Origin of the sequence: Burkholderia alba (genome assembly GCF_034721475.1) — a bacterium.
Lineage (GTDB): Bacteria > Pseudomonadota > Gammaproteobacteria > Burkholderiales > Burkholderiaceae > Burkholderia > Burkholderia alba.
In genome coordinates, this window is record NZ_JAWJWL010000004.1 from 297,841 (window position 1) to 320,641 (window position 22,801).

The following is a 22,801-nucleotide window of genomic DNA, read 5'->3' on the forward strand; positions in this document are numbered from 1 at the left end:
GGGCGCGCGAGGCGCGCCTTGCGCGCATGCGGAGAACATGCGCGTGGATCGTTGAGCGTAGCGTCGTGGAGCGTATCACGTCGACAGACCGCGGCACGCGGCGATCCGTTCCCGCGACGTGACAGCGCATTTTAATGAAATCACCCGGCGCGCTCCGCGATTTTTTGTAAAAATTCCTTCGATTTGGCACCGAACGGGCAAATCCGGCGCGCCTTTGCGCCGTGCGCGCCTATCATGAAAGCGGCATGCCGCATGTCGGCGGGCGCTGATCCGCTCAGCTTTCGATTTGAAAGAAAGCACCGAAAAAAACACCGGCACGACTGGAAATCCCCGCTTGCCGCCCGCATTTCGGTGAGCGCCGGACACCGTTTCGTCCCCTGTCCTTAAGCGGGGTTTAAGCGATCCGGTGGTGTAATATCCGCCGACACCGGCCGTGGCGCGACCGCCGCGGCGATCTGTCGGACAAGCGATCTGCGATCGCATCGTCATTTATCTACGGAGGAATTCATGTCGCTTTTCGACTCTGTTTCGCGCACGCTCAAAGGCCTGCTGAACGACGCGGCCGATTCGGTGCAAGACCCGTCGCGCGACGCACGCCAGATCGTGCGGGAGCTCGACGACAGCATCGGCCGGGCGGAAAATTCGCTGATCGAGATCGAGGCGCAGGTCGCCACGCAGCGCAGCAAGTGCGACGCCGCCGGCGACAAGGCCAGGAAGTACGAGGACGGCGCGAAACGCGCGCTGCAGTCGGGCGACGAAGCGCTCGCCCGCGAGGCGCTGGCCGCGCAGGGGAACGCCGAGACCGAACGCGATGCGCTCGCGCGCGAACTGTCGGCGCTCGAGCCGTCGGTGGACAAGCTGAAGGAGCAGATCGCCGACATGCGTCAGCGCCGCAACGATCTCAACGCGCGCTCGAACATCCTGCAGGCGAAGCAGGAAATCGCGCAGGCCAAGGATGTCGCGGCCACCGCGCTTGGCGGTATCGGCGGCAAGAATCTGTCGGCCGACTTCCAGAAGCTCGAGGACAAGGTGTCGCTGTCGAACGCGCGCTCCGACGCCCGCCTGAACTCCGCCGACACGAACAGCGGCAAGGCGCTCGAAGACAAGCTCGCGGCCCTCGACAAGGGGCCGTCCGTCGAAGACCGTCTCGAAGCCCTCAAGAAGCAACTGAATACGCCGGCCCAGTAACGGCAACCCGCCGTGCCGGCCGGCGACTGCCGACGCGGCGCCGCCCCTCGCGGTGCCGCATCGGCGGCCTCGTTCGCAAGGAGACGGGCCCAGCGCCCGGTTCGATCATGAAAAAGCTTCTCGCAGCCGTCGGTCTCGCGCTGCTCGTCGTGTCGGCCGCGGCCTTCGCCGCCGTGCCGTCGCTGTCGCAGATCCAGCAGTCGATCTCGCAAGGCAACTGGCAGCAGGCCGACGCTCAGCTGTCGCAAGTCGTCGACGCCTATCCGAACAATGCGCGCGCCCGCTATCTGTACGGCCAGGTGCTCGACCGCGAAGGCCGTTCGGTCGACGCGCTCGAACAGATCCAGCGCGCCAAGTCGCTCGATCCGCAGATCCGCTTCACCGACCCCGCCAAGTTCGCGCAGACCGAAGCCCGGGTGCGCGCGGACGCGCAGCGGCTCACGTCGCAGGGCGAGCGCCGCTCCGCCACGTCCGGCGGCGCCCTCCTGCCGTCCCAACCCCAGCAGCAACAGCTGGCGCCCGCGGCGCCCGCCAAGCATGAGCCGTCCTCCGGCATGTGGATCGGCTTCGCCGTGCTGATCGGCGTGATCGCACTGGTGCTGCGCTGGACGCTGCGCCGCGCGCGCTCGTCCGACACTCAGCGGGGCGACGACGAACGCCGTGCGCAACTGAAGCGCGCGACCGACTTGCTCAACGAAGTACGTCCGCTCAAGCTCGATGCGCGCCTGTCCACCGCGCCGGGCGCGGCGGCGCTCAACGGCGAGATCGAGAACGTCGAGAGCCAGGCGCGCACGCTGGTGGAAACGCTGTCGAACGGCAAGAATCCCGTGCCGCCGTATCAGCTCGACGAACTGGAGCGCCAGTTCGCGAGCCTCAAGGCGCGCGTCGAAGGTCGGCCCGACCCGAACGCCGCCCCCGCCGCGCAAGCAGGCGGAAGCGGTTCGGCGTACGCGCAGGAAGCCGAGCGGTTCGGCGGCGGGTCCCAACAGCCCCCGTACTCGCCGTATCCGCCGCAACAACAGCCGCCCGTCGTCGTCCAGCAGGGCGGCGGATTCGGCGGCGGCATGGGCGGCCTGCTGACCGGCGTCCTGCTCGGCCAGGCGATGTCGGGCAGCCGCGAGCGCGTGATCGAGCGCGACGTGATCGTCGACGACGACGCGCGCCGGCGCGCGGCCGACCCCGGCTTCGACCTGGGCCAGGGCGACAGCTGGGGCAGCGGCGGCGCCGGAGGCGACTCGGGCGGCGGTGTCGACCTCGGCAGCAGCGACGATTGGAGCAACAACAGCTGATTGACGGTTAGAACGACGAAATGGGCCAGCGATGGCCCATTTTCACGAACGGCGCGGGCGCCCGCGGCATTGTTAACATTTTTAAGATGACTACCGATCGAGGGCCGGGTTCGTTATGATGGCGGCCATCAACGCGTGGTCACGAATCCCGGCCGCGCGCCCTCATTCCTCTCAGCCAGGAGAAAGCCGCGTATGAGCATCATCAAGGAATTCAAGGAATTCGCCGTCAAGGGCAACGTCATGGATCTCGCGATCGGCGTGATCATCGGCGCGGCATTCTCGAAGATCGTCGATTCCGTCGTGAAGGATCTGATCATGCCGGTGATCGGCGTCGTGACGGGCGGCCTCGATTTCTCGAACAAATTCATCCTGCTGGGCCAGATTCCCGCGACGTTCAAGGGCAACCCCGATTCGTTCAAGGATCTACAGGCGGCCGGCGTCGCCGCGTTCGGCTACGGCTCGTTCATCACGGTCCTGATCAACTTCGTCATCCTGGCGTTCATCGTCTTCCTGATGGTCAAGTTCATCAACAAGCTGCGCAAGCCCGACGAAGCCGCGCCGGCCCCGACGCCCGAGGACGTGGTGCTGCTGCGCGAGATCCGCGATTCGCTGAAGCAGCGATAACGCGCGGCGTCCGTTCGCCTGCCCACCGAAGCCCGCCCTGCGCGGGCTTTTTTTGTCTTGGCCGCTCCGGCACGGTATCGCACTCGCCGCAAGATCGACACGTCCGGCCCCCGCCCGCCGGAATCGTGGTTTTTTTATGAAGTCCGAATGCACGCTCGGCACGACCGGGTCTATTATTGAGACTAAACGACAGTGCAGGCGCAAAAGCGCTGGCTGTGGCGATCCTGGGCATGCGTGCGGTTCGACGGAAATGACGACGGCGTCGAACTTCATGAAGCCGGCATTTTCGTATGCTATAAAAGATCGACATGCGGCGCGCATAGCCGGGAGTGGGTCGCATGAGGAAGCCGCATTTCTTGCAATTGTTTTTGAGGCGAGTGTTTATGTCCTTCCCGAAAAAACGTCGACGTGCGCAACAGGACGGTCAGGAATCGTTTCTGGCGATCCTGCGCCACGCGAAACCGTTCGCGCAGCTCGATACGAAAATCGCCCGCGCCCGTGCTCAGGACGAACCGGTGCTCTACGCACACGTGCTGCCGGGCCTGGACGTCCTGCTGTGCAGCGTGCGGGGCGCGCAGCCGCCCTATCCGGCGATCGCCGAATTGCGCAAGCGCTGCATCGAATCGATCGCCAATGCGCTCGAACAGCCGCTCGACGGGCTGGAGAACGGCGGCTACTGGTACGAGGCGAACGGGTTCGGCTTCCTCGTGTTTGCGAGCCGCGCCCGCGCGCGCATCCTGCCCGAATTTGGTGCAGGCGTGAAAGCCAGCCTGCGCAACGGCATCGGCCGGCAGAACGCCGGCGATACCACGCCACGCTCGCTGGGCTGAGCCCCTTCCCTCGCGGGCCGCGTCAAGCGGCCCGTTTCGCATCCGCACCCCACCCGGCCCGACTCAGCGCCGCGGACGCACGATGTCGATGAATGCCGCGAAATCCGCGTCCGCGAGCCCCATCGCCGCGCCGAGCCGCAGCACCTGCTGAACGGTGCCCGCGACCGGCATCACCGCCCCCGCATCGCGCGCCGCGTCGGCGATCGCATCGACGTCCTTCTGGAACGTGCTCAGCGCGCCGATCGGCGGGTGGCCCCCGCTCGTCATGCGCGGCACGAACGTCTGCAGCAGCACCGAATCGGCCCAGCCGCCCGCGAGCGCCTCGGCGAGCCGCGCCGCGTCGATGCCGCTCGCCTGCGCGAGACCGACGGCCTCGGCAATCGCGGTGACCGTCGCGGTCACGATCGCCTGGTTGCACAGCTTCGCGGTCTGCCCCGCGCCCGCATCGCCCAGGTGCGTGACGCGGGCCGCGTAGGCGCCGAGCAACGGCCGCACCGCGTCGACGTCGGCGGGCAACCCGCCCGCCATCACGGCGAGCGTACCCGCCTGCGCACCCGGCACGCCGCCCGACACCGGCGCATCCACCCAGGCGACGCCGAGCGCCGCCGCGCGCGCCGCATAGGCGCGCGTCGCGGCGGGCGCGATGCTCGAGTGATCGACGATGCGGCGCACCCGGCGGGCGGCAGCGTCGCCCGCCAGCAGTCCGTCCGTCCCGAACACCACGTCGCCGACCGCGCGCGCGTCGAGCACGCACAGCAGTACCGTGTCGGCCCGCTCCGCCAGTTCGCACGGCAGGTCGACCACCTGCGCGCCGTCCGCGGCCAGCGCCTGCGCCTTCTCCCGCGTGCGGTTCCACACATGCACCCGATGTCCCGCCTTCAGCAGATGATGGATCATCGGCGCGCCCATCAGCCCCGGCCCACAAAACCCTACGTCCACGTTGCGCCTCTTCCTCGGTGTCGAATCCAGTTGAACTTGCCGCCCATCATACCTATCACTCAAGAAGGCCCGGGTGCCTGAGCGGCGTCGGCCGCCACGCCCGCGCCGTCCGATACGAACGGGAGACATCATGAGCGACCACGTCTACAAGCTGCTCGAACTCACCGGCTCGTCGCGCCAGTCGAGCGACGATGCGATCCGCACCGCCATCGCCAAGGCCGCGAAGACCGTGCGCAACCTGCACTGGTTCGAAGTGACCGAAACGCGCGGCCATATCGAAGGCGACCAGGTCGTGCACTGGCAAGTCACGCTGAAGGTCGGGCTGCGCATCGATGACTAGCGCGGCGGCCGCTCGCCGCGACGAAACGGACGCGCACGCGCCCGTCGCTTTGGGTTCTGTCGCCATCAAGGCGGTCCGGTAAGCAGGCGCGCTGAAAGCGAAAGAATCCGACCGGCGAAGCCGTTGATTGATCCGGCCCTGAACCATTCGTTCAAGCGCCTGCGCTACCCGTTCGTTCGATGTGCTCCCGGTATGCGTGCGCTGGTACGTCGACTACCCGTTGGACCTGCGCCCTCTGGAGGCAATGACGGCCGAACGCGGTCCGCCGGCGGATCGCTCGACGGTGCATCGCCGAGCCGGGAGACTGCTGCCGAATGGAAAAGGGGAGTCGGCGTTGCAAGCGACCGGTCGGCAAGCGCTGGCGGCTGGACGAAACTCGCATCGAGATCGGCAAGCAATGGAGGTACCTGTACCGGGCGGTCGACAAGGACGGCAACCCCGTCGACTGATTACTGCGCGCCCGTCTGGGCAAGTGCTGCCTGGCAATACGTTGAAAAGTCGATCGACAAGAGCGGCGCGAGCTTCGCCGCGCTGCAGGCGATCGGTGCCGAACGCGAGCAGCCGATTCGAATCCGCCGGAAGAAGTACTTGAATAACACCGTCGAACAGGACCATCGCGCGATTAAGCGGCACATGCGATCGATGATCAACTTCAAAACATTCCGCGGTGCGCGCATCATCCCGCCAGGCATCGAAATGATGTACACGATCAGGAAAAGATAGATGAAGGCGAATGGCAGGACCCGGACGCCAACCGATTAATTGACGCGTTGACGATAAAACAGTCCGAATCACCTCAGGACCCGCGTCTCTTTCCATCCTTATTGCGACAGAACCGCGCAACGGCGGAGTTTTTTGTCGGGCTTCATTTTGGCGGTTCTCCTGTTTGGGCGCTCGGCCTTGGAAACCCTATTTTCTCGGATTCCCGCGTGAACCGCCGCCTTCAACCTTCAACCCCGCTTGGAACACTATCCAACGCTCGCTCATTTACCGTTGCGACTAACTTAATCACTCAGAAGAAGGTTGAGCGCGCCGACCGGAAGCGCAGTTTTAAGCTTCGCGTCGATCTTGCCGGAGGTGGCACTCGTCGAATAACGATCGCCGTTGAACGTGGCGTATACCGGCACGGACCGCACGCCACGGGGGATCGTAATGGTCTGGTTAACCTCGACTTGTGCGGTGTTTGCGAAAACTACCTGAGTAGACCAGCAGCCTGACTGGCTGCAGTTCTGCACATAATCGTATCGGTTATATTCCTGGGTATGCTTGAGTTGAGCGGCGGTGTAACTCGCGACCTCGGTGTTGTTGACGAAAATCGTCAGCTTGGACGTAGAGTTTTGCGGGTTCGGCTGGATGCGTCGAACGACAATATCTCCCTTCAATACAACATGAACATTGACTGTGCGGTCTCTCGCGGAAACCATCGCGGCCGATGCTGAAATGACGGATTGGGTTGCTGCGACGGCGGCCGATGAAGCAAATACACCCAGCGCGGCAACAATGGAGATTTTTTTCATGTGCTTCATAAATTTATCAAATGAATTAACAGCCCGCCAAGGATGATCTGAATTCGCCGCTCATTTCCGATCATCGTCAGCACACCTCGTGAGACACAAGTCCGCAGAATCTTATCCAGCAAGTTTTTCGTCCGGCCGGTTCAGTCGCCGAGAGCAGCCGCTGACCGGCTGTGGCCCCGTGCAACAAGGCGTCGCCGGATGCGCTGGCCGCCCGCAAACCCTTGAGCCACATTGAACCTGGTGGTCGAGAAGCCCCGCGCATCAAGCGCTGAGCGGTCAATCGGCCATGTTGGATCTCGATATGTGTATAACGAAGCGCTCTCGGCATCGGCTGCTCTTTCAAAACGGATAATCAGATCAACTCGCGCAGATCACCCGTTTTGCACTGTTTTCAACCACCGCATACCTTCCGCAGCAGCCAATTTCCGCCCAATTATATTGATCACTGCGCTTCGGCAGCAAAACTACGAATCACGCACACTCCATTGTCCGAGGTATATTCGAAATACAGCTTCCCGCCATAAGATTTCGCAGCGAGAACCGTTACCCACAATTGCTTGTTTCGATCGGCGGAATCCGCGGCATCAAGAACCAATTGCCCATTGGTACATGGCGATCCCGTGTTCCACAGAACCGCCTTCGTATCGGTGTAGTTCTGCAACCTTATCACGCCTGCGTCCGGCACGACGAGATTCACTGCGAAAGCCTCGGAATAATTGAAAGCTCCAGCCGCGACCGCCAGAGCCATCATGGAATATTTAATTTTTTTAATCGAACTCATTTAATTTTCCTTGGGAATATATTGAATCACCGACTGAAAAAACAAGACCGTCACGACATTGACGATCGAGCAACGAATTCTTTTATTTTAATGAATACGCCAACCTGTCGATGACAGCTCGGCCAATCGACACGCCACGCCCGCAAATCTCGTGATCAGTTAATTTTTAAACAGCCGACCGAGAGGGCAGTCTGCAGCGACACTCTTCAATTAGAAAATCCTGCCCCGGGCGTATCGATAGAGAAATGCCGAATACCCTGCACCCAAGCGCCCTTGTTCACGAGCCGATACAATAGAGCCGCTGATGCAGAAGCGATTGATCGAGACAAGGCAGTCAACCCGAGACGTGCAATGAGAAGCATTCTGACTTCATATGTAATTTAAGTAAACAATTTTTAATCTGGTGCACCAGGTATGCATCCCGACAGGCGTTGCGTACCGATGAAATACGAGTCGATACCGGCCGAAGTGGAGAAACTGAGCTTCGAGCAACCCGGCGTAAATGATCTTCATCGAGACATCCGCGCACGAGCAGTCGATTCGAATCCCCCAAAAGAAATCCCTGAACAACATCGTCGAACAGGACCATCGCGCGATCAAGCGGCGCACGCGACCGATGATCAACTTCAAAAGATTCCGTGGCGCTCGCTTCATCCTCTCGGGCATCGAAGCGATGTCCATGATCAAGAAAAGGAAAATGAAGGTAAATTGCAAGACTCGGATGCCGGCGAGCAAGGCCGAGCAATTTATCCGCCAACGATATGAGTAGTCCGAATCACCTTGGGACCACACGTTCCGCTCTGTCCTTATCGCGACCGCCACCCTATTGCAGGCTCGCCGCCGGGCATGGGGCGTCAGATGGGCGGTCGAGGGTAAGCCGCCCTTGACGCTCATTTCTGTTCATATTAAAAACGATATACCCCAGCCCCCACTCGATCAGCCCGGACATATAAACGGAGAAATCATGAGTCAGCAACGCGAGGCGATCGACACGTATCTTTTGCGCGTCTTGCACACCCTGTTGATGGAACGCAGCGTCACGCGCGCGGCCGTCAAACTGAACCAGTCCCAGCCGGCCATCAGCGCCGCGCTGCGCCGCCTGCGCGACATCACCGGCGATCCGCTGCTGGTACGCGGCAAATCCGGCATGGTGCCGACCGAATACGGACTGCGCCTGCTCGAGCCGGTGCAGAATGCGCTGCGGGAAATCGAGCGCATCAAGTTCCAGCAGCACAATTTCGACCCGGCAACATCGATCCGCTGCTACCGGATCGGCTGTCCCGACTACCTCAACGTGCTGTTCGTGCCGACCGTCGTCGAGCGCTTCCGGCAGGCCGCGCCGAACGCGACGCTCGAATTCCACTCGCTCGGCCCGGCGTTCGACTACGAACTCGCGCTCGAGGACGGCAAGCTCGACATCGTCGTCGGCAACTGGCCGGAGCCGCCCGAGCAGCTGCACCTGTCGAACCTCTTCGTCGACGAGATCGTCTGCCTGATGAGCAACACGCACCCGTTCGCGAAGCGCGGCGGCCTGACGCTCGACCAGTACCTGAACGCGCCGCACCTTGCACCGACGCCCTATTCGGTCGGTCAGCGCGGCGCGATCGACGTGCACCTCGCGCGCGAACGGCTGAAGCGGCACGTCGTCGTGACTTTGCCGTACTTCAATCTCGCGCCGTACGTGCTCGTCAAGTCGGACCTGATCTTCACGACGACGCGCCTGTTCGCCGATCACTACGCGAAATTCCTGCCGCTATCGGTCGTGCCCGCGCCGCTCGACTTCCCGCCGATGCAGTACTACCAGCTGTGGCACGAGCGCTGCCACTATTCGGACGAGGTGCGCTGGCTGCGCAGCCTGGTCGCCGAGGCCACCCGCACGCTGATCGACGCATAGGCGGCGCGCCGCGGCCGAGGCGCAAAACAAAACGGACCGGTTTCCCGGTCCGTTTTGCCTCGTCGACAGGATGGCCGCTCAGTCCGCCCTTTAACGCGCCGCTTCGTAGAGCGTCTTCGCTAGCGCGTTGTGCCGTTCGATCACCGGCCCGAGGTCGACCGTCGTCAAGCGTCCCTCCTTCACCACCACGCGGCCGTTCACGACCGTGTAAGCCGCCTGCGACGGCGCGCAGAACACGAGCGCCGCGACCGGGTCGTGCAGCGCGCCGGCGAACTGCGGCTGGCGCAGATCGAAGGCCACGAAGTCGGCGGCCATCCCCGGCGCGAGCGCGCCGATATCGTTGCGGTTGAGCACTTGCGCGCCGCCCAGCGTCGCGATCTCCAGCGCTTCGCGCGCGGTCATCGCGTCGGGCCCGAAGCCGACCCGCTGCAGCAGCAGCGCCTGGCGCACCTCGGCGACCATCTGCGCGCCGTCGTTCGACGCCGAGCCGTCGACCCCGATCCCCACCGGCACGCCCGCCAGCCGCATCTTGTGCACGGGTGCGATACCCGACGCGAGCCGCATGTTGGAGCATGGGCAATGCGCGACCCCCGTGCCGGTGCGCGCGAACAGCCGGATGCCGGCATCGTCGAGCTGCACGCAGTGCGCGTGCCACACGTCGGGACCGACCCAGCCGAGATCCTCCGCGTATTCGGCGGGCGTCATCCCGAACTTTTCGCGGCTGTACGCGATGTCGTTGACGTTCTCGGCCAGATGAGTGTGCAGCGACACGCCGTGGCGCCGCGCCAGCTTCGCCGCATCGCGCATCAGCTCGCGGCTGACCGAAAACGGCGAGCACGGCGCGACCACCATCCGCAGCATCGCGTAACGCCCCGCGTCGTGATAGGTCTCGATGAGCCGCTGCGTGTCTTTCAGGATGTCCGATTCGCGCTCGACCACCGAATCGGGCGGCAGGCCGCCCGCCTTCCGTCCGACGCTCATGCTGCCGCGGCTCGCGTGAAAGCGCATGCCGATCCGCCGGGCGGCCGCGATGCTGTCGTCGAGCCGGCTGCCGTTCGGGTAGAGGTATAGATGGTCGCTCGACGTCGTGCAGCCGGACAGCAGCAGCTCGGCCATCGCGGTCAGCGTCGAGACCTCGATCATCTCCGGCGTCAGGTTCGCCCAGATCGGGTAGAGGCCGGTGAGCCAGCCGAACAGCTCGGCGTTCTGCGCAACGGGAATCGCGCGCGTCAGGCTCTGGTACATGTGGTGATGGGTGTTGACGAGGCCCGGGATCACCAGGTGGCCGCGCAGGTCGAGCACCTCGTCCGCCTCGGCGGGCAATTCGGCGCTCGGGCCGACCGCGACGATCCGGTTGTCCTCGATGTAGAGCCCGGCGTCGCGCAGCTCGCGGCGCGCGCCGTCCATCGTGACAACCACGTCGGCGTGCCTGACGAGCAGCGTCCTCGTGGGCTTCGGGGGTTGCGTGGGCGCGTCAGCGCGTGGGGGAAGGTGTTGCGCCATAGGGTTCGATCTCCGCTTCTGTCCGCTAAGCCGTTCGAACGCAAGCCGCAGCCCCGACCGCGCCGCCGCGTCCGTTCGAACGCCCTGGCCCGGTTACCCGGCATGCTTGCCGTCTTCGGGGTGCGCGGCCGGGGGCGTCGGGTTCGACGGCGCCGGCTGCAGCCACGGGGCCGAGGATCGCGCATGACGCGGCTTCGCACAATTCGCCGGGCCGAATACTCCCCTTCACGATTCCGATATGTTGGACTAACTTGGCATATCGGCGCGAGAAATCGCCCCGGATCGGCACCGGCCGGCCCGCGGGCACCGCAAGCCGATCCGCCCGGTCGCGCCGCCCTTTCATGCGGTGCGCATTATCTTTGCTATCGCTCGCGTGTTGCCGTCCGAACCTTTTTACAATGCCTGCACGGCGCTCGCTTCAACTCGCCGACGGGTATGTAGCCACTGACGTGGAGCCTCGATCCGCCGCAGCAGTATTGGATCGGGCCGCCGCCGATCCCCGCATTCACATAAGGACCCTTGCGAATGGGAAAGCTCACTACCCACGTGCTCGATACCGCACACGGCCGCCCCGGCGCCGCGCTCAAGATCGAACTGTACGCGCTGGACGGCGACACGCGCCGTCCGCTCAAGACCACCCTCACCAATAGCGACGGCCGCTGCGACGCCCCGCTGCTCGAAGGCGCCGAACTGGCCGCCGGCGAATACGAGCTCGTGTTCCACGCGGGCGACTATTTCGCGGCGCTCGGCGTGACGGTGCCCGAACCGCGCTTCGTCGATCGCGTCGTGCTCCGCTTCGGCATCGCCGACCCCGCCGCCCACTACCACGTACCGCTGCTCGTGTCGCCGTGGGCCTACAGCACCTATCGCGGCAGCTGACATCGTATCGGCCGCCTGTTTCACGATAACGAACGAGTTTCGGAGGAGTTTCATGGAAGGCTTCATTACCGACTGGCTGAGTCTCGCGATTCGCTGGTTCCACGTCATCGCCGCGATCGCCTGGATCGGCGAATCATTCTATTTCGTCGCGCTCGACAACAGCCTGAAACCGCCGAAGGACGCGAGCCTGCGCCAGCGCGGCGTGTTCGGCGAACTCTGGCACGTGCACGGCGGCGGCTTCTACAACATGCAGAAGTACATGGTCGCGCCGCCCGAAATGCCGGAGGATCTGCACTGGTCGAAGTGGCCGTCGTACACCACCTGGATGTCCGGCTTCGGACTGTTCTTCGTGCTGTATCTGATGGCGCCCAATACCTATCTGATCGACCGCACCGTGCTCGACATGGGTCCGGTGGTGGCCGTCGCGTCCGCGCTCGGCTTCCTGATGGCCGGCTGGATCGTCTACGACTCCGCGTGCCGCCTGCTCGGCAACCGCGACAAGCTGCTCGGCGTGTTCGTCGGCCTCTACGTGGTCGCCGCCGCGTACCTCGCCTGCCACATCTTCTCGGGCCGCGCCGCGTACCTGATCGTCGGCGCGATGCTCGCGACGATCATGTCGGCCAACGTGTTCTTCGTGATCATCCCCGGCCAGCGCAAGATGGTCGACAAGATGCTGAAGGGCGAAACGCCGAACCCGATCTACGGCAAGCGCGGCAAGCAGCGCTCGGTGCACAACACCTATTTCACGCTGCCCGTCGTGTTCGCGATGCTGTCGAATCACTACGCGATGACCTATACGAACAAGTACAACTGGATCGTGCTCGTCATCATCATGCTGGCGGGCGCGCTGATTCGCCAGTTCTTCGTGATGCGCCATCGCGGCCAGCAGCTGTGGTACCTGCCGCTCGCGGGCGTCGCGCTGATGCTCACGGCGCTGGTGTGGACGATGCCGCGCCCCATCGCGCCGGAAGCGCAGGCCGCGAACGCGCCGAAGGTCGCGATCAAGGACATCGCGCCGATCCTGCAGCAGCGCTGTATCGAGTGCCATTCGGCCAAGCCGACGCTGATGGGCAGCGCGCCCGCGGGCGTGATGTTCGACACGCCGGACGAGATCTCGCAGAACGCGCAGCGGATCTACCAGCAGGCGGTGCAGCTGAAGGCGATGCCGATCGGCAACGTCACGCACATGACCGACGACGAGCGCACGAAGATCGCCGCGTGGTTCGAGGGCGGCGCGACGAAGTAAGCGCCGCGTTCGCGGACAGGATGCCGGATGCGGCATCCGCATGAATCGTTTTCAGGCCCCGTAGCGGGCCTGTTTTTTCGAGGCGGACAAAACACAACGGCTTACCGGCGCGCATCGGATGCGGTAACGCACGGCGGAAATCGCTTACCGCGCTCCGTCGCCGGATGCCGCGTTGCGCTGCAGCGCGACAAGCGCCTCGAGCGCCCGCTCGCCGTCCTCGAACGGCACGAAGACATGATCGTGGTAGGCAGCCGCCAGGACATTGCAGCTGATGTTCGCCGCGCCCAGCGCCCGCGCGAAAGCGGCGGTCAGCCCCACGGCCTGCAGGTCCGAATGCACGGTGAGCGTGAGCCACGCCGCGCGGAACAGCACCGGCCACCCATGCCGCGCGGCGACGGCCTCGGCCGCGACCACCGTCAGCCCTTCGCACTCGCGAAAGGTGGCGATCACGTCGGCAAGATGGACTTGCGCATGGTCCGGCAGCGACGCGTAGACATAACCGCCCGGATTCAGTACGGGCTGCATCGTGCGCAATAGCGTGTTCAGATCGGCTTCGGATTTGCTCATCGGGCGGGGGCGCGTGGCAGCGCACGTATCGGTTTCGGTACGCGGACAATAGCACCGGCCGACACAGCGCACCCGTAAAAAGACGAAGCCCGCGATCGACTCGCGGGCTTCGCGGGAACGGCGGCAGGCGCGCGGCCGTGCCGCTCAGGTCGTCAGCGTATGCAGCGCTTCTTCCGTCAGCCACAGCGACTCGGCCAGATCCTGCTCGTTCAGGTTGAGCCCGTCGCCGCCGCGATCGACGACGACGAAATCGCTCACGCCGCCGAGCGCGATCAGCGGGTGATGCCAGACGCCCTTCGCGTAGTTCACGCCTTGCCAGCCGCTCGTGACGAACGCGCGGATGCGTGCCGGATCGAGCGGCCCCGCGGGCGCGACGACGACCAGATACGGCTTGTCGTTCAGTGGCACGAACGCCTGACTGCCGAGCGGGTGCCGTTCGAGCATCTTCACCTCGAACGGCAGCGTGCGCGGCTGACCGCGAAACAGGTTCACGAGCGTGCGCCCGCCCTCATCGGCGACGTCGACTGTCGCGAGGTCGTGAAAGCGGATCGTCGTGCCGAGATTGATCGGGATCTGCTTCGCGCCGTCGGTTTCGATCACGTCGCCGAACGGGGCGAATGCGTCGCGGGTCAGAGGTTCGATTGCCAGGGTTTTCATTTGTCGAGCGTACCCCATACGCGCACGCGCGACACGCCGCCGTCCGGAATGATGTTCACCCGCACGTGCGTGACGGGACCGAGCGCCGCGAGTTCCGTTTCGAAGTGATGCTGCTTGTCCATCTGCAGCTTCTGTTCGCCGAGCAGAACCGGCCAGAACATCGCCTGCGTAACCAGCGAACTGTCGGTGCCGCCCGTCACGTAGGCGGCCTGGATCGAACAGCGATCCGGGTAGTTGCCCTTGAAGTGCGCGGTGTCGACTTCGATCTTGCGGATCACGCCCGGCTGCGCGAGCGCGATGATCGCCCAGTCGTTGCCCGGCTCGCGGCGGCGCCGCGTTTCCCAGCCGTCACCCATGTTCACGCCGCGGCCCGGCAGCAGGATGCTCGATGCAAGCCCGAAGTGCTGGTTGTTCGCGGCCACCAGGTAGCCGCCGTTCTCCATGGCCGCGAGATCGAACAATTCGGTCGCGCTCGCGCCCGCCCAGTCGAGATTCGGCTGGCCGTAGACGCGCAGCCGCGCGATCCCGCCGTCCGGGTAGATGTTCACGCGCAGGTGGGTGAACGCGCGGGCGTCGGCTACCGTCACGTAGTGGTGGCTGTTGCCTTGCAGCGTCGTCGACGGCACGATCTCGACCCACTGCGTCGCCTGGTTCGGCGCGCCGTCGGCGACATACGCGGCCTCGACCGACGCGGCGGGCGGGAAGTTGCCGGTGAAATGGCTCGTATCGAGGTCGAGCCCGTGGATCACGCCCGGGCGCGCCAGCTTCACGATGCACCAGTCGTACCCCGTCGTGCGCTTGCGGCGGGTTTCCCAGCCGTCCATCCACTTGCCGTGGTCGTCGTACTTGCCCGGGATGAACACCGCCGGCTCCGGGTTCAGCATCCGCTCCTTCGGCGCGAAGAAATCGTCGCTGGCTTCGAGCGCCTGCGCACCCAGGCGCGGATCGGCCAGATTCACATAGCGCCGGGTGAATTCGGGTGCGTTGGGGTCGAGAAGCGGGAGAGCCATGATGTCGTCCTTTGTCTGTTTGTCGTGAAAAGCCGCGGCCGCCGGGCGGCCGATGAACCGCAACGGCCGCGCATGCCGCGGCGGCCGTTGCGATGGCTGCGCCGCGCGCAGCCGTGATGGGTCACGCGCCGATCAGGTCGTCGAGCCGGAAGCGCGCGATCCGGTAGATCTGGTCGAGACTGGCGCGCAGTTCTTCGCCACGCGTATGGGCGACGCGCGCCTCGAAGTTGGCGATGATGCCGTGGCGGTCGTAGCCGCGCACCGCGAGGATGAACGGAAAACCGAATTTCTCGCGGTACACGCGGTTCAGCCGCTGCAGCGTGTCGAACTCCTCCTGCGTGCATTGCGCGAGGCCCGCCCCGCTCTGCTCTCGGGTCGACTCCTCGGTCAGCTCGCCGCGCACCGCGGCCTTGCCGGCCAGCTCCGGGTGGGCGTTGATCAGCGCGAGCCGGCGCGCTTCGCAGGCGGTCTCGACCGCCTGCGACATGGCCCGATGCAACGCGTCGACGCTCGCGAACGGGCGCGCGCCCGCCACCGCCTCGGCGACCCACGGCGAATGCTCGAAGATGCCCGACAGCGCCGCGACGAAGCCGTCGGGCGACATCGTGTTCAGTTGGTCCAGGGGATAGCGCATCGCCTTCATGCTTTCTCTTCGCGTTGAGGTTGGGGCTGGTACGGATGATGTTCGCGCCAGTGGCGCGCGATGTCGACGCGACGCGTCACCCACACGCGCTCGTGCCGCTCGATGTGATCGAGGAAGCGCTGCAGCGCGCGGAACCGGCCGGGCCGGCCGAGCAGCCGGCAGTGCATGCCGATCGACAGCATCTTCGGCGCTTCGTCGCCCTCTTCGTAGAGCACGTCGAAGGCGTCGCGCAGGTAGTGGAAGAAATGATCGGCGGTATTGAAGCCCTGCGGCGTCGCGAACCGCATGTCGTTGGTGTCGAGCGTATACGGCACGATCAGCTGCGGCGCCGTCGCGCCGCCCGACACGGCGACGTCCATCCAGAACGGCAGATCGTCGCCGTAGTTGTCGGAGTCGTACAGGAAGCCGCCGTATTCGGCCGCGAGGCGATGCGTATTCGGACTGTCGCGGCCGGTATACCAGCCGAGCGGCCGCACCCCGGCGACCCGTTCGATGGCCGCCATCCCGAGCCGCATGTGTTCGGCCTCGCGCTCGGGCGACATGTCCTGGTAGTGAATCCAGCGCCAGCCGTGGCAGGCGATCTCGTGCCCCAGCTCGACGAACGCGCGCGCAAGCTCCGGGTGCCGTTCGAGCGCCATGCCGACGCCGAACACGGTGAGCGGCAGGCCGCGCTTCTCGAACTCGCGCAGGATCCGCCACACGCCCGCGCGCGAGCCGTATTCGTAGATCGATTCCATGCTCATGTGGCGTGCCGGATACGCGGCCGCGCCAACGATCTCCGACAGGAACTGCTCGGATGCCGGATCGCCGTGCAGCACGCAGTTTTCGCCGCCCTCTTCGTAATTGAGCACGAACTGCACCGCGACGCGCGCGCGGCCCGGCCAGTTCGCCTGCACCGGATGGCGGCCGTAGCCGATCAGGTCGCGCGGATAGTTGGGATCGAGTGACATGGTTGGATGCGAGTAATGACCCGAGGAAATGGGGTTCGCATCGGTAGCGCGGCGGTGTACGACACGGCGCGGCGCGCCGATGCGAAGGATGGCCCAGTGTAGCGAAAACGCGCCGTAGCGCCCATACAGCCGGGCAGATAGTGCGGGTCAGACGGCGTGTATGTGCGGTTGCGGAAAAACCTCCACGCGCAGCGCCTCCTCGCCGCTGTCCGGCATCGGACTGAACGGCGCGAACGCGCCGTCGTAGCGCTTCGCGAGCGGCCGTGCGTAGTCGCCGCGCTTCGCGGTCGACAGGCGCAGCGACACCAGCGCCTCCACCCACTTGACCGCGGCCGTCACGCCCTCCACCACCGGCGCGCCGATCTCGCGCTCGATCTCGTGCGCGAACTCCGCCATCCCCGCGCAGCCGAGCACGATCGCGTCGGAGCCGTCTTCGTCGAGCGCGCGGCGGCAGGCGTCGATGATGATCCGGCGCGCCGCGGAGCCGGGCCGGTCGAGGTCGAGCACCGCGACGTCGGTCGCCCGCACGTTCCGGCAGAACCGCCGCATCCCGTAGCGCTCGGCGAGATGCCACGCCATCCCGCAGGTGCGAGAGAGCGTGGTCACGACCGAGAAGCCGGGCGCGAGCACGCTCGCCGCGTGCATCGCCGCTTCGGCGATGCCGATCACGGGGCCGCGCGCGAGTTCGCGCGCCGCGTACAGCCCCGGATCGCCGAAGCAGGCGATCACGTAGCCGTCGAAGCCGTCGCGCTCGCCCGCCGCGACTTCGGCCAGCAGGCCCGGCGTCGCGAGCGCTTCGTCGTAATAACCCTCGATCGACGGCGGCCCCATCGGCGGGCTCACCGCGACGACGGCCGTGCCCGCCGCCGCCACCTCGCGCGCGCAGCGGCCCATCGCGTCCGTCATGCGCAGCGTCGTATTCGGATTGATCAGCTTGATCTTCATCGCGGGCCTCTCCTCAAATCTTGGCGACCAGCCGGTAGAACAGTCCGCCGAGCAGCGCACCGACGAACCATGAGAAATTCGCGAGCCCATGCAGCGCCGGGGTCATCACGCACGCGATCGCGATCGCGGCGGCCGGCAGCAGCGCGAACACCGCGCGGCGATTCACGCCGCCGCGATACCAGTACGCACCCTGCTCCGACATCGTGTAGAGGTCGTCGCGCACCAGCCTGCCGCGCTTGATCAAGTAGAAATCGACGATCAGCACGCCGTACAGGGGCCCGATGAAGCTGCCGAGCACGTCGAGCGTGTAATGGATCACGGCCGGGTTGTTGAACAGATTCCACGGCGTGATGAAAATCGACGCGATCGCCGCCAGCATCCCGCCCGCTCGCCAACTGATCAGGCGCGGCGCGACGTTCGAGAAATCGAATGCGGGCGACACGAAATTCGCGACGATGTTGATGCCGATCGTCGCGATCGTGAAGGTCAACGCGCCCAGGATCACCGCGGTCGGATGATCGATGCGGCCGACCGTTTCGACGGGGTCGGTAATCAGTTCTCCGAATACCGGCAACGTGGCGGCCGTCGTGATCACCGTGACCAGCGAGAACGCGAGGAAATTCACCGGCAGCCCCCAGAAATTGCCGCGCTGCACGCTGCGCAAGCTCTTGCCGTAGCGGGAGAAGTCGCCGAAATTGAGCATCGGCCCGGAGAAATACGAGACGACCAGCGAGATCGCCGTGATCATCACCGGAATCACCTCCGCGCCGTGGTACTTGACGCCGCCGAGATCGAGACCGATGTTGTGCCAGCCCGCGCGCCACACCATGTAGCCCGCGAGCGCGAACATCACGACGTACACGGCCGGCCCGGCGAAGTCGATGAACTTCTTGATCGTCTCCATGCCGTTCCAGAACACCAGCGCCTGCAGCACCCACAGCAGCATGAAGCCCGCCCAGCCCAGCGCGGACAGTCCGAGAAAACCGTAGTGATGGACCTGCGCATACGGCATCCACTGCGGCACGAACTTGAGCACGACGATCACGAGCGCGCTCGATGCAAGGTAGGTCTGGATGCCGTACCACGCGACCGCGATCAGCCCGCGAATCACCGCCGGCACGTTCGCGCCGAGCACGCCGAACGTCGCGCGGCACGCGACCGGGTACGGCACGCCGAGCTGCTGGCTCGGTCTCGCGATCAGATTGCACAGCACGTTGACGATGCCGATGCCGACGATCAGCGCGAGCAGCACCTGCCAGCTTGTCAGGCCCAGCGCGAACAGACTGCCCGCGAACACGTAGCCGCCGACGCTGTGCACGTCCGACATCCAGAACGCGAAGATGTTGTACGCGCTCCAGGTCTGGCGCTCGAGCGGCGCCAGATCGTCGTTGTACAGCCGTTCGCTATAGCCGTGGGGCAGCGGCGCGCCGCCGCTGCCNTCGCTATAGCCGTTCGGCAGCGGCGCGCCGCCGCTGCCGAACGGCTCTTCCAAGTGATAGGACGTACTTCCCGGGGCGACACTGAACTGGGCCATGACCTCTCCTTGCCCGCGGCGGCGAGCCGCGCGATCGTCACTGCAAATCGCGGCCCGGCCATCGAGGTCCGGCACCGCACCGGCCGGCGGCAGCGTTCGCGCTGCCGCCCGACATGAGTCCGTTCAGTGGGCGCGGTGCGGTCCGGGGCGGGGCTAGCCCGCGCCGCCGAAAACGTCGCGCAGATCGACCGCGCCTTGCGCCGGCCGGTCGAGCATCTTCAGTTCGACGTGCTGCAGGTGATGCGCCATCAGCCCGGCGGCCCGCTGCGCGTCGCCGGTTTCGAGGGCGGCGAGGATCTCGGCGTGGTCGTCGAACGAGCACGGACTGCGGCCGTGCGACTCGTACAGCGCCGACATCAGTGTCGAGCGCGCGACGAGGCCGTTCAGGCAATCGCACAACACCGTGTTGCCGGTGAGTGCCGCCAGCGCCGTGTGGAACTCGCCCGAGAGCCGGATCCACGCGGAGAAATCGTGCCGCTCGAATGCCTTGCGCTCCTTGTCGATCATCGCCGCGACGCCCTTCAGGCGTTTCGCGCCCGGTCCCGTCGCGAGCCGCTCCATCACGGCCAGCTCGACGATCCGCCGCATCTCGAACACCTCGTGCACGTCCCGCAGGCTCGGGCTCGCGACGAACGCGCCGCGATTCAGCTCGAGGTCGACGAGCCGGTCGGTCGCGAGCAGCGCGAGCGCCTGCCGGATCGGCCCGCGCTTCACGCCGAACACCTCGCACAGCTGCGCCTCGGTCAGCTTCGCGCCCGGCGCGAGACGGTGCTCGAGGATCGCGGCGCGAATCCGCTCGGCGATCGCATCGGCGCTGGCCGCGCCTGACTGGGCAGAATCGTTCTTCGTCATGATTCGCATCTCGTTATGTTCAGCATCCTAGGTTGGACATAAATATTGTCAACAATCCAATGATGAAATTTCGCACAACCCTGGCGCAGCAAGATGCCCGGAACTGGTGCCGACGCCCTGATATCGTTCATTCATCAAGATTCTCCGTATCCCATTCAAGACTTTCAGTCTGGACAGTCATCATTTTTTGTCGACAAAAATATGCCCGGATCATGAGCACCTTTTGTCGAAGTCGCTGGCGAAATAAGACCGTTAGTTGCTTTTTATGCTCAATAAAAAAGGCGGTCACCCGCCTTTTCCGACATCCCGCACTCACCCTTCCCGCTACGCGAGATACGGGTAATCCGACACCGTGAGCCGGAATCCGTGATCGTTCGCGACCAGTTGAGCGTGCGCGCCGAACGGCAACGTCAGCAGATCCGGCACGTGACCGAACTGCAGGCCGGTCACGATCGGAATGCCGATCACTCCGCGCAACGGCTCGATCATCGCCTGCATGTCGTAGCCGTTGTCGTAGTCGAACGAGCGCGCGCCGGTGAACTGCCCGAGCACGAGCGCCTGCTGATGCGCGAGGAGACCGGCCAGATGCAGCTGGTAGATCATCCGTTCGATCCGGAACGGCTGCTCGTTGACGTCCTCGATGAACAGGATGCCACCTTCGATCTGCGGCATGTACGGCGTCCCGACCAGCGAAGCGAGAATCGCCAGGTTGCCGCCCCACAGGGTGCCCGACACGTTGACGCTCTGCTGCTGCGGCACGTCGGCCAGGAAGGTGGCCGACGGCTGGGTCAGCGTGCTCCAGAAGTGTCCCATCGTGAATTCGCTCGGCGTTTCAGCGCCGAAATCCGCGGACAGCATCGGGCCGCCGAAAGTCTTGATGCGCGCCTTCGCGTACAGCGCGAGCTGGATCGCGGTGAAATCGCTGTGGCCGACCAGCGCGATCGGCTGATCGCGCAGCCGGCTTTCGAGGCCGCGGTAGTCGAGCCCGTGCAGGATGCGCGTCGCGCCGTAGCCGCCGCGCACCGCGAGCCCGATGTCGGGCAGCGGTTGCGACGTATCGGCCAGCCGGTTCAGGTCACCCGCCCGTTCGCTGTCGGTGCCCGCGAAACGCTGGTAGCGGCGCTGCGTCGCTTCGAGGTTGTCGATCCGGTGCTGCGCATCGCTCAGACGCTCGAGCGCCCGGTCGATCGCGACGGGGTCGTGCGGATAGCCGGAGGGGGCGAGAAGACGGATCGTGCGCGGCGCGTTCGGCATGAGAGGCATGAAATCGCTGAAGGAGAATGGATCAGACGTATTTAGAGACACACCGCACCGCCGGGTTCACCGGCCGTCGTCGGGCGGCTCGGCATCCGTCGCGGCGGCGCGCCGCGCGTCCCGCAGCGCGCGCCGCCGGTCGGCGAAAAACGCCTTGAGCGCGGCGCCGCACTCGTCCGCGAGCACGCCGCCCGTGACGATCGTGTGGTGGTTCAACCGGGTATCGGCGAACGCGTCGACGACGCTGCCGCACGCGCCCGTCTTGGGATCGGGCGCGCCGAACACCACCCGTGCGATGCGCGCATGCATGATCGCGCCCGCGCACATCAGGCACGGCTCGAGCGTCACATACAGCTCGCAGCCGGGCATCCGGTAATTCTGCAGGGTCTGGGCAGCCGCGCGCAACGCGGCCATCTCGGCGTGGGCGGACGGGTCGTGTCCGCCGATCGGGTGATTGAAGCCGCGCGCGATGACTTCGTCGCCGCGCACCAGCACCGCGCCGACGGGCACCTCGCCCGCCGCGCGCGCATCGGCGGCGGCGGCCTGCGCGAGCCGCATGAAGCGGCGATCGCGCTCGTCGTCCGGCGACACCGCCGGGACGGCGGTTGGGTCGACCGGGGTCACATCGCCCCCGCTTCGCCCGGGCCGTCGTCGAGCACGCGCTCCGACAGGCGTTCGGCGATGCGGCGGCAATATTCGCGCGGCACGACCAGCGGGCCGCCGCGCAGCGATTCCAGGGCCATATCGAGCGCCAGCATCTTGGCTTGCAGCCGGCAGCGGGTCGCGCGGTCGTTGACCGCCTGCAACTCGTCCTGCAGGTTACGCAGGGCCCGCAACTGCTCGACCGCGGGCGGCACGAAGCCCGCGTTCTTCAGAATCCGGTTCGCCACGCGCACCTCTTCCGGGACAAGCAGATCGTCGTCCAGTCCCATCGGCGCGCCGGTTCTCGGCAAAACGTCGAACTCGCCCCGCGCGGCAGCAGCGGCTATGCGTTGTTCGACCAAGGCATCAAGCAGTCTCATCGGCAATTCAAAACAATGCGGCATGCGGATTCTAGCAGGGGATGCGCCCGGCACCACCGCTGTCGAGCAAATGCTCCAGATCCGGGTTCCGCGCGGCGAAAGACGGTATGCTTGGCGGCATGCGCGCAAAGCGGCTCCGCCGCGCGACGGAATGCGCTCCGCCCCTCCCGTTTGCTCAGGGTAACGAACCGTTTTTCCGCAATGAAACGAAGTCTCTTGCTGGCCGTGGTGACCATCGCGCTCGTGTCCGGCCTGTCCGGCTGCGGCGTATTCTGCGGCGGCGCCGGCACCAATGGCGGCTATGCCGGCGGCTGCGGCACCTCGATGCGTTTCTGAC

Annotated in this window: 24 protein-coding genes and 2 pseudogenes; 11 read left to right on the forward strand and 15 right to left on the reverse strand. The window is 65.3% G+C overall.

Annotated elements, in window-relative coordinates; all coding sequences use genetic code 11:
* The first annotated feature begins 507 nt into the window (after positions 1-507).
* From RZR99_RS06370 to RZR99_RS06385, 4 genes are all read left to right on the forward strand, one after another.
* Positions 508-1,188 carry a PspA/IM30 family protein gene (locus RZR99_RS06370; RefSeq protein WP_323118894.1) on the forward strand — a complete coding sequence of 227 codons (681 nt, stop codon included), beginning with the start codon at positions 508-510 and terminating at the stop codon, positions 1,186-1,188.
* Positions 1,189-1,295: 107 nt separating this feature from the next.
* Positions 1,296-2,477: a tetratricopeptide repeat protein gene (locus tag RZR99_RS06375; RefSeq protein ID WP_323118895.1), complete on the forward strand. Its 1,182-nt coding sequence runs from the start codon at positions 1,296-1,298 to the stop codon at positions 2,475-2,477.
* A 192-nt stretch (positions 2,478-2,669) separates the two neighbouring features.
* The gene (mscL, locus tag RZR99_RS06380; protein ID WP_323118896.1) at positions 2,670-3,101 is read left to right on the forward strand and encodes a large conductance mechanosensitive channel protein MscL; all 432 of its coding nucleotides are present in this window, start codon (positions 2,670-2,672) and stop codon (positions 3,099-3,101) included.
* A gap of 383 nt (positions 3,102-3,484) precedes the next feature.
* Positions 3,485-3,931, forward strand: coding sequence for a hypothetical protein (locus RZR99_RS06385; protein ID WP_323118947.1), 447 nt, complete (start codon positions 3,485-3,487; stop codon positions 3,929-3,931).
* Positions 3,932-3,994: 63 nt separating this feature from the next.
* Here the strand turns inward: RZR99_RS06385 and RZR99_RS06390 are convergent, their stop codons facing one another.
* Positions 3,995-4,870, reverse strand: coding sequence for an NAD(P)-dependent oxidoreductase (locus tag RZR99_RS06390; protein ID WP_323118897.1), 876 nt, complete (start codon positions 4,868-4,870; stop codon positions 3,995-3,997).
* A gap of 130 nt (positions 4,871-5,000) precedes the next feature.
* On the opposite strand from RZR99_RS06390, the gene RZR99_RS06395 reads away from it, so the two are divergent.
* Positions 5,001-5,210, forward strand: coding sequence for a dodecin (locus tag RZR99_RS06395; protein WP_323118898.1), 210 nt, complete (start codon positions 5,001-5,003; stop codon positions 5,208-5,210).
* A 123-nt stretch (positions 5,211-5,333) separates the two neighbouring features.
* Positions 5,334-5,933 (forward strand): annotated as a pseudogene (locus RZR99_RS06400) (IS6 family transposase).
* Between the two features lie 281 nt (positions 5,934-6,214).
* On the opposite strand, the gene RZR99_RS06405 reads toward RZR99_RS06400, so the two are convergent.
* Both RZR99_RS06405 and RZR99_RS06410 read right to left on the reverse strand, forming a co-directional pair.
* Entirely contained in the window at positions 6,215-6,727 is a 513-nt protein-coding gene (locus RZR99_RS06405) for a hypothetical protein (protein ID WP_323118899.1), read from the reverse strand.
* A 442-nt stretch (positions 6,728-7,169) separates the two neighbouring features.
* The gene (locus RZR99_RS06410) at positions 7,170-7,508 is read right to left on the reverse strand and encodes an NHL repeat-containing protein (RefSeq protein ID WP_323118900.1); all 339 of its coding nucleotides are present in this window, start codon (positions 7,506-7,508) and stop codon (positions 7,170-7,172) included.
* A gap of 529 nt (positions 7,509-8,037) precedes the next feature.
* Between RZR99_RS06410 and RZR99_RS06415 the strand changes: the two are divergent.
* Together RZR99_RS06415 and RZR99_RS06420 are read left to right on the forward strand one after the other, a co-directional pair.
* Positions 8,038-8,277 (forward strand): annotated as a pseudogene (locus RZR99_RS06415) (DDE-type integrase/transposase/recombinase); the annotation flags it as partial.
* A 195-nt stretch (positions 8,278-8,472) separates the two neighbouring features.
* Positions 8,473-9,402 (forward strand): LysR substrate-binding domain-containing protein, encoded by a 930-nt coding sequence (locus RZR99_RS06420; RefSeq protein ID WP_323118901.1) that lies wholly within the window; start codon positions 8,473-8,475, stop codon positions 9,400-9,402.
* A 90-nt stretch (positions 9,403-9,492) separates the two neighbouring features.
* On the opposite strand, the gene RZR99_RS06425 is transcribed toward RZR99_RS06420, so the two are convergent.
* Positions 9,493-10,905, reverse strand: a complete 1,413-nt coding sequence (locus RZR99_RS06425; protein WP_323118902.1) for an 8-oxoguanine deaminase — start codon at positions 10,903-10,905, stop codon at positions 9,493-9,495.
* A 525-nt stretch (positions 10,906-11,430) separates the two neighbouring features.
* On the opposite strand from RZR99_RS06425, the gene uraH reads away from it, so the two are divergent.
* Together uraH and RZR99_RS06440 are read left to right on the forward strand one after the other, a co-directional pair.
* Positions 11,431-11,784: a hydroxyisourate hydrolase gene (gene uraH / locus RZR99_RS06435; protein ID WP_323118903.1), complete on the forward strand. Its 354-nt coding sequence runs from the start codon at positions 11,431-11,433 to the stop codon at positions 11,782-11,784.
* Between the two features lie 52 nt (positions 11,785-11,836).
* Positions 11,837-13,030, forward strand: a complete 1,194-nt coding sequence (locus RZR99_RS06440) for a urate hydroxylase PuuD (protein ID WP_323118904.1) — start codon at positions 11,837-11,839, stop codon at positions 13,028-13,030.
* Positions 13,031-13,174: 144 nt separating this feature from the next.
* On the opposite strand, the gene RZR99_RS06445 is transcribed toward RZR99_RS06440, so the two are convergent.
* The 11 genes from RZR99_RS06445 to RZR99_RS06495 all read right to left on the reverse strand — a co-directional run bounded on the left by RZR99_RS06445 (position 13,175) and on the right by RZR99_RS06495 (position 22,464).
* On the reverse strand, positions 13,175-13,597 hold the full coding sequence (locus tag RZR99_RS06445) for an ACT domain-containing protein (RefSeq protein WP_323118905.1): 423 nt from the start codon (positions 13,595-13,597) through the stop codon (positions 13,175-13,177).
* Between the two features lie 144 nt (positions 13,598-13,741).
* Positions 13,742-14,254, reverse strand: coding sequence for an ureidoglycolate lyase (locus tag RZR99_RS06450; RefSeq protein ID WP_323118906.1), 513 nt, complete (start codon positions 14,252-14,254; stop codon positions 13,742-13,744).
* Positions 14,251-15,264, reverse strand: a complete 1,014-nt coding sequence (gene alc / locus RZR99_RS06455) for an allantoicase (protein ID WP_323118907.1) — start codon at positions 15,262-15,264, stop codon at positions 14,251-14,253. The genes RZR99_RS06450 and alc overlap by 4 nt, the downstream gene beginning before the upstream one ends.
* A 121-nt stretch (positions 15,265-15,385) precedes the next feature.
* The gene (gene uraD, locus RZR99_RS06460) at positions 15,386-15,907 is read right to left on the reverse strand and encodes a 2-oxo-4-hydroxy-4-carboxy-5-ureidoimidazoline decarboxylase (protein ID WP_323118908.1); all 522 of its coding nucleotides are present in this window, start codon (positions 15,905-15,907) and stop codon (positions 15,386-15,388) included.
* Positions 15,904-16,857, reverse strand: coding sequence for an allantoinase PuuE (gene puuE / locus RZR99_RS06465; RefSeq protein ID WP_323118909.1), 954 nt, complete (start codon positions 16,855-16,857; stop codon positions 15,904-15,906). Before puuE ends, uraD begins: the two co-directional genes overlap by 4 nt.
* 147 nt (positions 16,858-17,004) lie before the next feature.
* The gene (locus tag RZR99_RS06470) at positions 17,005-17,802 is read right to left on the reverse strand and encodes an aspartate/glutamate racemase family protein (RefSeq protein WP_323118910.1); all 798 of its coding nucleotides are present in this window, start codon (positions 17,800-17,802) and stop codon (positions 17,005-17,007) included.
* 13 nt (positions 17,803-17,815) lie between these two features.
* Complete coding sequence (locus RZR99_RS06475; protein WP_323118911.1) at positions 17,816-19,336, reverse strand: NCS1 family nucleobase:cation symporter-1; 1,521 nt, start codon at positions 19,334-19,336, stop codon at positions 17,816-17,818.
* Positions 19,337-19,489: 153 nt separating this feature from the next.
* Positions 19,490-20,188, reverse strand: a complete 699-nt coding sequence (locus RZR99_RS06480; RefSeq protein WP_323118912.1) for a GntR family transcriptional regulator — start codon at positions 20,186-20,188, stop codon at positions 19,490-19,492.
* Positions 20,189-20,512: 324 nt separating this feature from the next.
* Positions 20,513-21,451 carry a muramoyltetrapeptide carboxypeptidase gene (gene ldcA, locus RZR99_RS06485; protein WP_323118913.1) on the reverse strand — a complete coding sequence of 313 codons (939 nt, stop codon included), beginning with the start codon at positions 21,449-21,451 and terminating at the stop codon, positions 20,513-20,515.
* A gap of 57 nt (positions 21,452-21,508) precedes the next feature.
* Positions 21,509-22,066 carry a tRNA adenosine(34) deaminase TadA gene (gene tadA / locus RZR99_RS06490; RefSeq protein WP_407655409.1) on the reverse strand — a complete coding sequence of 186 codons (558 nt, stop codon included), beginning with the start codon at positions 22,064-22,066 and terminating at the stop codon, positions 21,509-21,511.
* Complete coding sequence (locus RZR99_RS06495; protein WP_323118949.1) at positions 22,063-22,464, reverse strand: DnaJ family domain-containing protein; 402 nt, start codon at positions 22,462-22,464, stop codon at positions 22,063-22,065. Before RZR99_RS06495 ends, tadA begins: the two co-directional genes overlap by 4 nt.
* A gap of 201 nt (positions 22,465-22,665) precedes the next feature.
* Here RZR99_RS06495 and RZR99_RS06500 point away from each other — a divergent pair, with 201 nt between their 5' ends.
* Entirely contained in the window at positions 22,666-22,800 is a 135-nt protein-coding gene (locus RZR99_RS06500) for a hypothetical protein (RefSeq protein ID WP_323118914.1), read from the forward strand.
* Position 22,801 lies beyond the last annotated feature (1 nt).

Excerpts from the sequence above, each read along its gene's own strand:
- RZR99_RS06410 (WP_323118900.1), bottom strand. The coding sequence starts at position 7,508 with ATGAGTTCGATTAAAAAAATTAAATATTCCATGATGGCTCTGGCGGTC.
- mscL (WP_323118896.1), top strand. The coding sequence starts at position 2,670 with ATGAGCATCATCAAGGAATTCAAGGAATTCGCCGTCAAGGGCAACGTC.
- RZR99_RS06495 (WP_323118949.1), bottom strand. The coding sequence starts at position 22,464 with ATGAGACTGCTTGATGCCTTGGTCGAACAACGCATAGCCGCTGCTGCC.
- RZR99_RS06385 (WP_323118947.1), top strand. The coding sequence starts at position 3,485 with ATGTCCTTCCCGAAAAAACGTCGACGTGCGCAACAGGACGGTCAGGAA.
- RZR99_RS06420 (WP_323118901.1), top strand. The coding sequence starts at position 8,473 with ATGAGTCAGCAACGCGAGGCGATCGACACGTATCTTTTGCGCGTCTTG.
- RZR99_RS06370 (WP_323118894.1), top strand. The coding sequence starts at position 508 with ATGTCGCTTTTCGACTCTGTTTCGCGCACGCTCAAAGGCCTGCTGAAC.
- RZR99_RS06425 (WP_323118902.1), bottom strand. The coding sequence starts at position 10,905 with ATGGCGCAACACCTTCCCCCACGCGCTGACGCGCCCACGCAACCCCCG.
- RZR99_RS06405 (WP_323118899.1), bottom strand. The coding sequence starts at position 6,727 with ATGAAAAAAATCTCCATTGTTGCCGCGCTGGGTGTATTTGCTTCATCG.
- RZR99_RS06440 (WP_323118904.1), top strand. The coding sequence starts at position 11,837 with ATGGAAGGCTTCATTACCGACTGGCTGAGTCTCGCGATTCGCTGGTTC.
- RZR99_RS06395 (WP_323118898.1), top strand. The coding sequence starts at position 5,001 with ATGAGCGACCACGTCTACAAGCTGCTCGAACTCACCGGCTCGTCGCGC.
- RZR99_RS06375 (WP_323118895.1), top strand. The coding sequence starts at position 1,296 with ATGAAAAAGCTTCTCGCAGCCGTCGGTCTCGCGCTGCTCGTCGTGTCG.
- RZR99_RS06470 (WP_323118910.1), bottom strand. The coding sequence starts at position 17,802 with ATGAAGATCAAGCTGATCAATCCGAATACGACGCTGCGCATGACGGAC.
- uraD (WP_323118908.1), bottom strand. The coding sequence starts at position 15,907 with ATGAAGGCGATGCGCTATCCCCTGGACCAACTGAACACGATGTCGCCC.
- uraH (WP_323118903.1), top strand. The coding sequence starts at position 11,431 with ATGGGAAAGCTCACTACCCACGTGCTCGATACCGCACACGGCCGCCCC.
- alc (WP_323118907.1), bottom strand. The coding sequence starts at position 15,264 with ATGGCTCTCCCGCTTCTCGACCCCAACGCACCCGAATTCACCCGGCGC.
- puuE (WP_323118909.1), bottom strand. The coding sequence starts at position 16,857 with ATGTCACTCGATCCCAACTATCCGCGCGACCTGATCGGCTACGGCCGC.
- RZR99_RS06480 (WP_323118912.1), bottom strand. The coding sequence starts at position 20,188 with ATGACGAAGAACGATTCTGCCCAGTCAGGCGCGGCCAGCGCCGATGCG.
- RZR99_RS06450 (WP_323118906.1), bottom strand. The coding sequence starts at position 14,254 with ATGAAAACCCTGGCAATCGAACCTCTGACCCGCGACGCATTCGCCCCG.
- RZR99_RS06500 (WP_323118914.1), top strand. The coding sequence starts at position 22,666 with ATGAAACGAAGTCTCTTGCTGGCCGTGGTGACCATCGCGCTCGTGTCC.
- ldcA (WP_323118913.1), bottom strand. The coding sequence starts at position 21,451 with ATGCCTCTCATGCCGAACGCGCCGCGCACGATCCGTCTTCTCGCCCCC.
- RZR99_RS06445 (WP_323118905.1), bottom strand. The coding sequence starts at position 13,597 with ATGAGCAAATCCGAAGCCGATCTGAACACGCTATTGCGCACGATGCAG.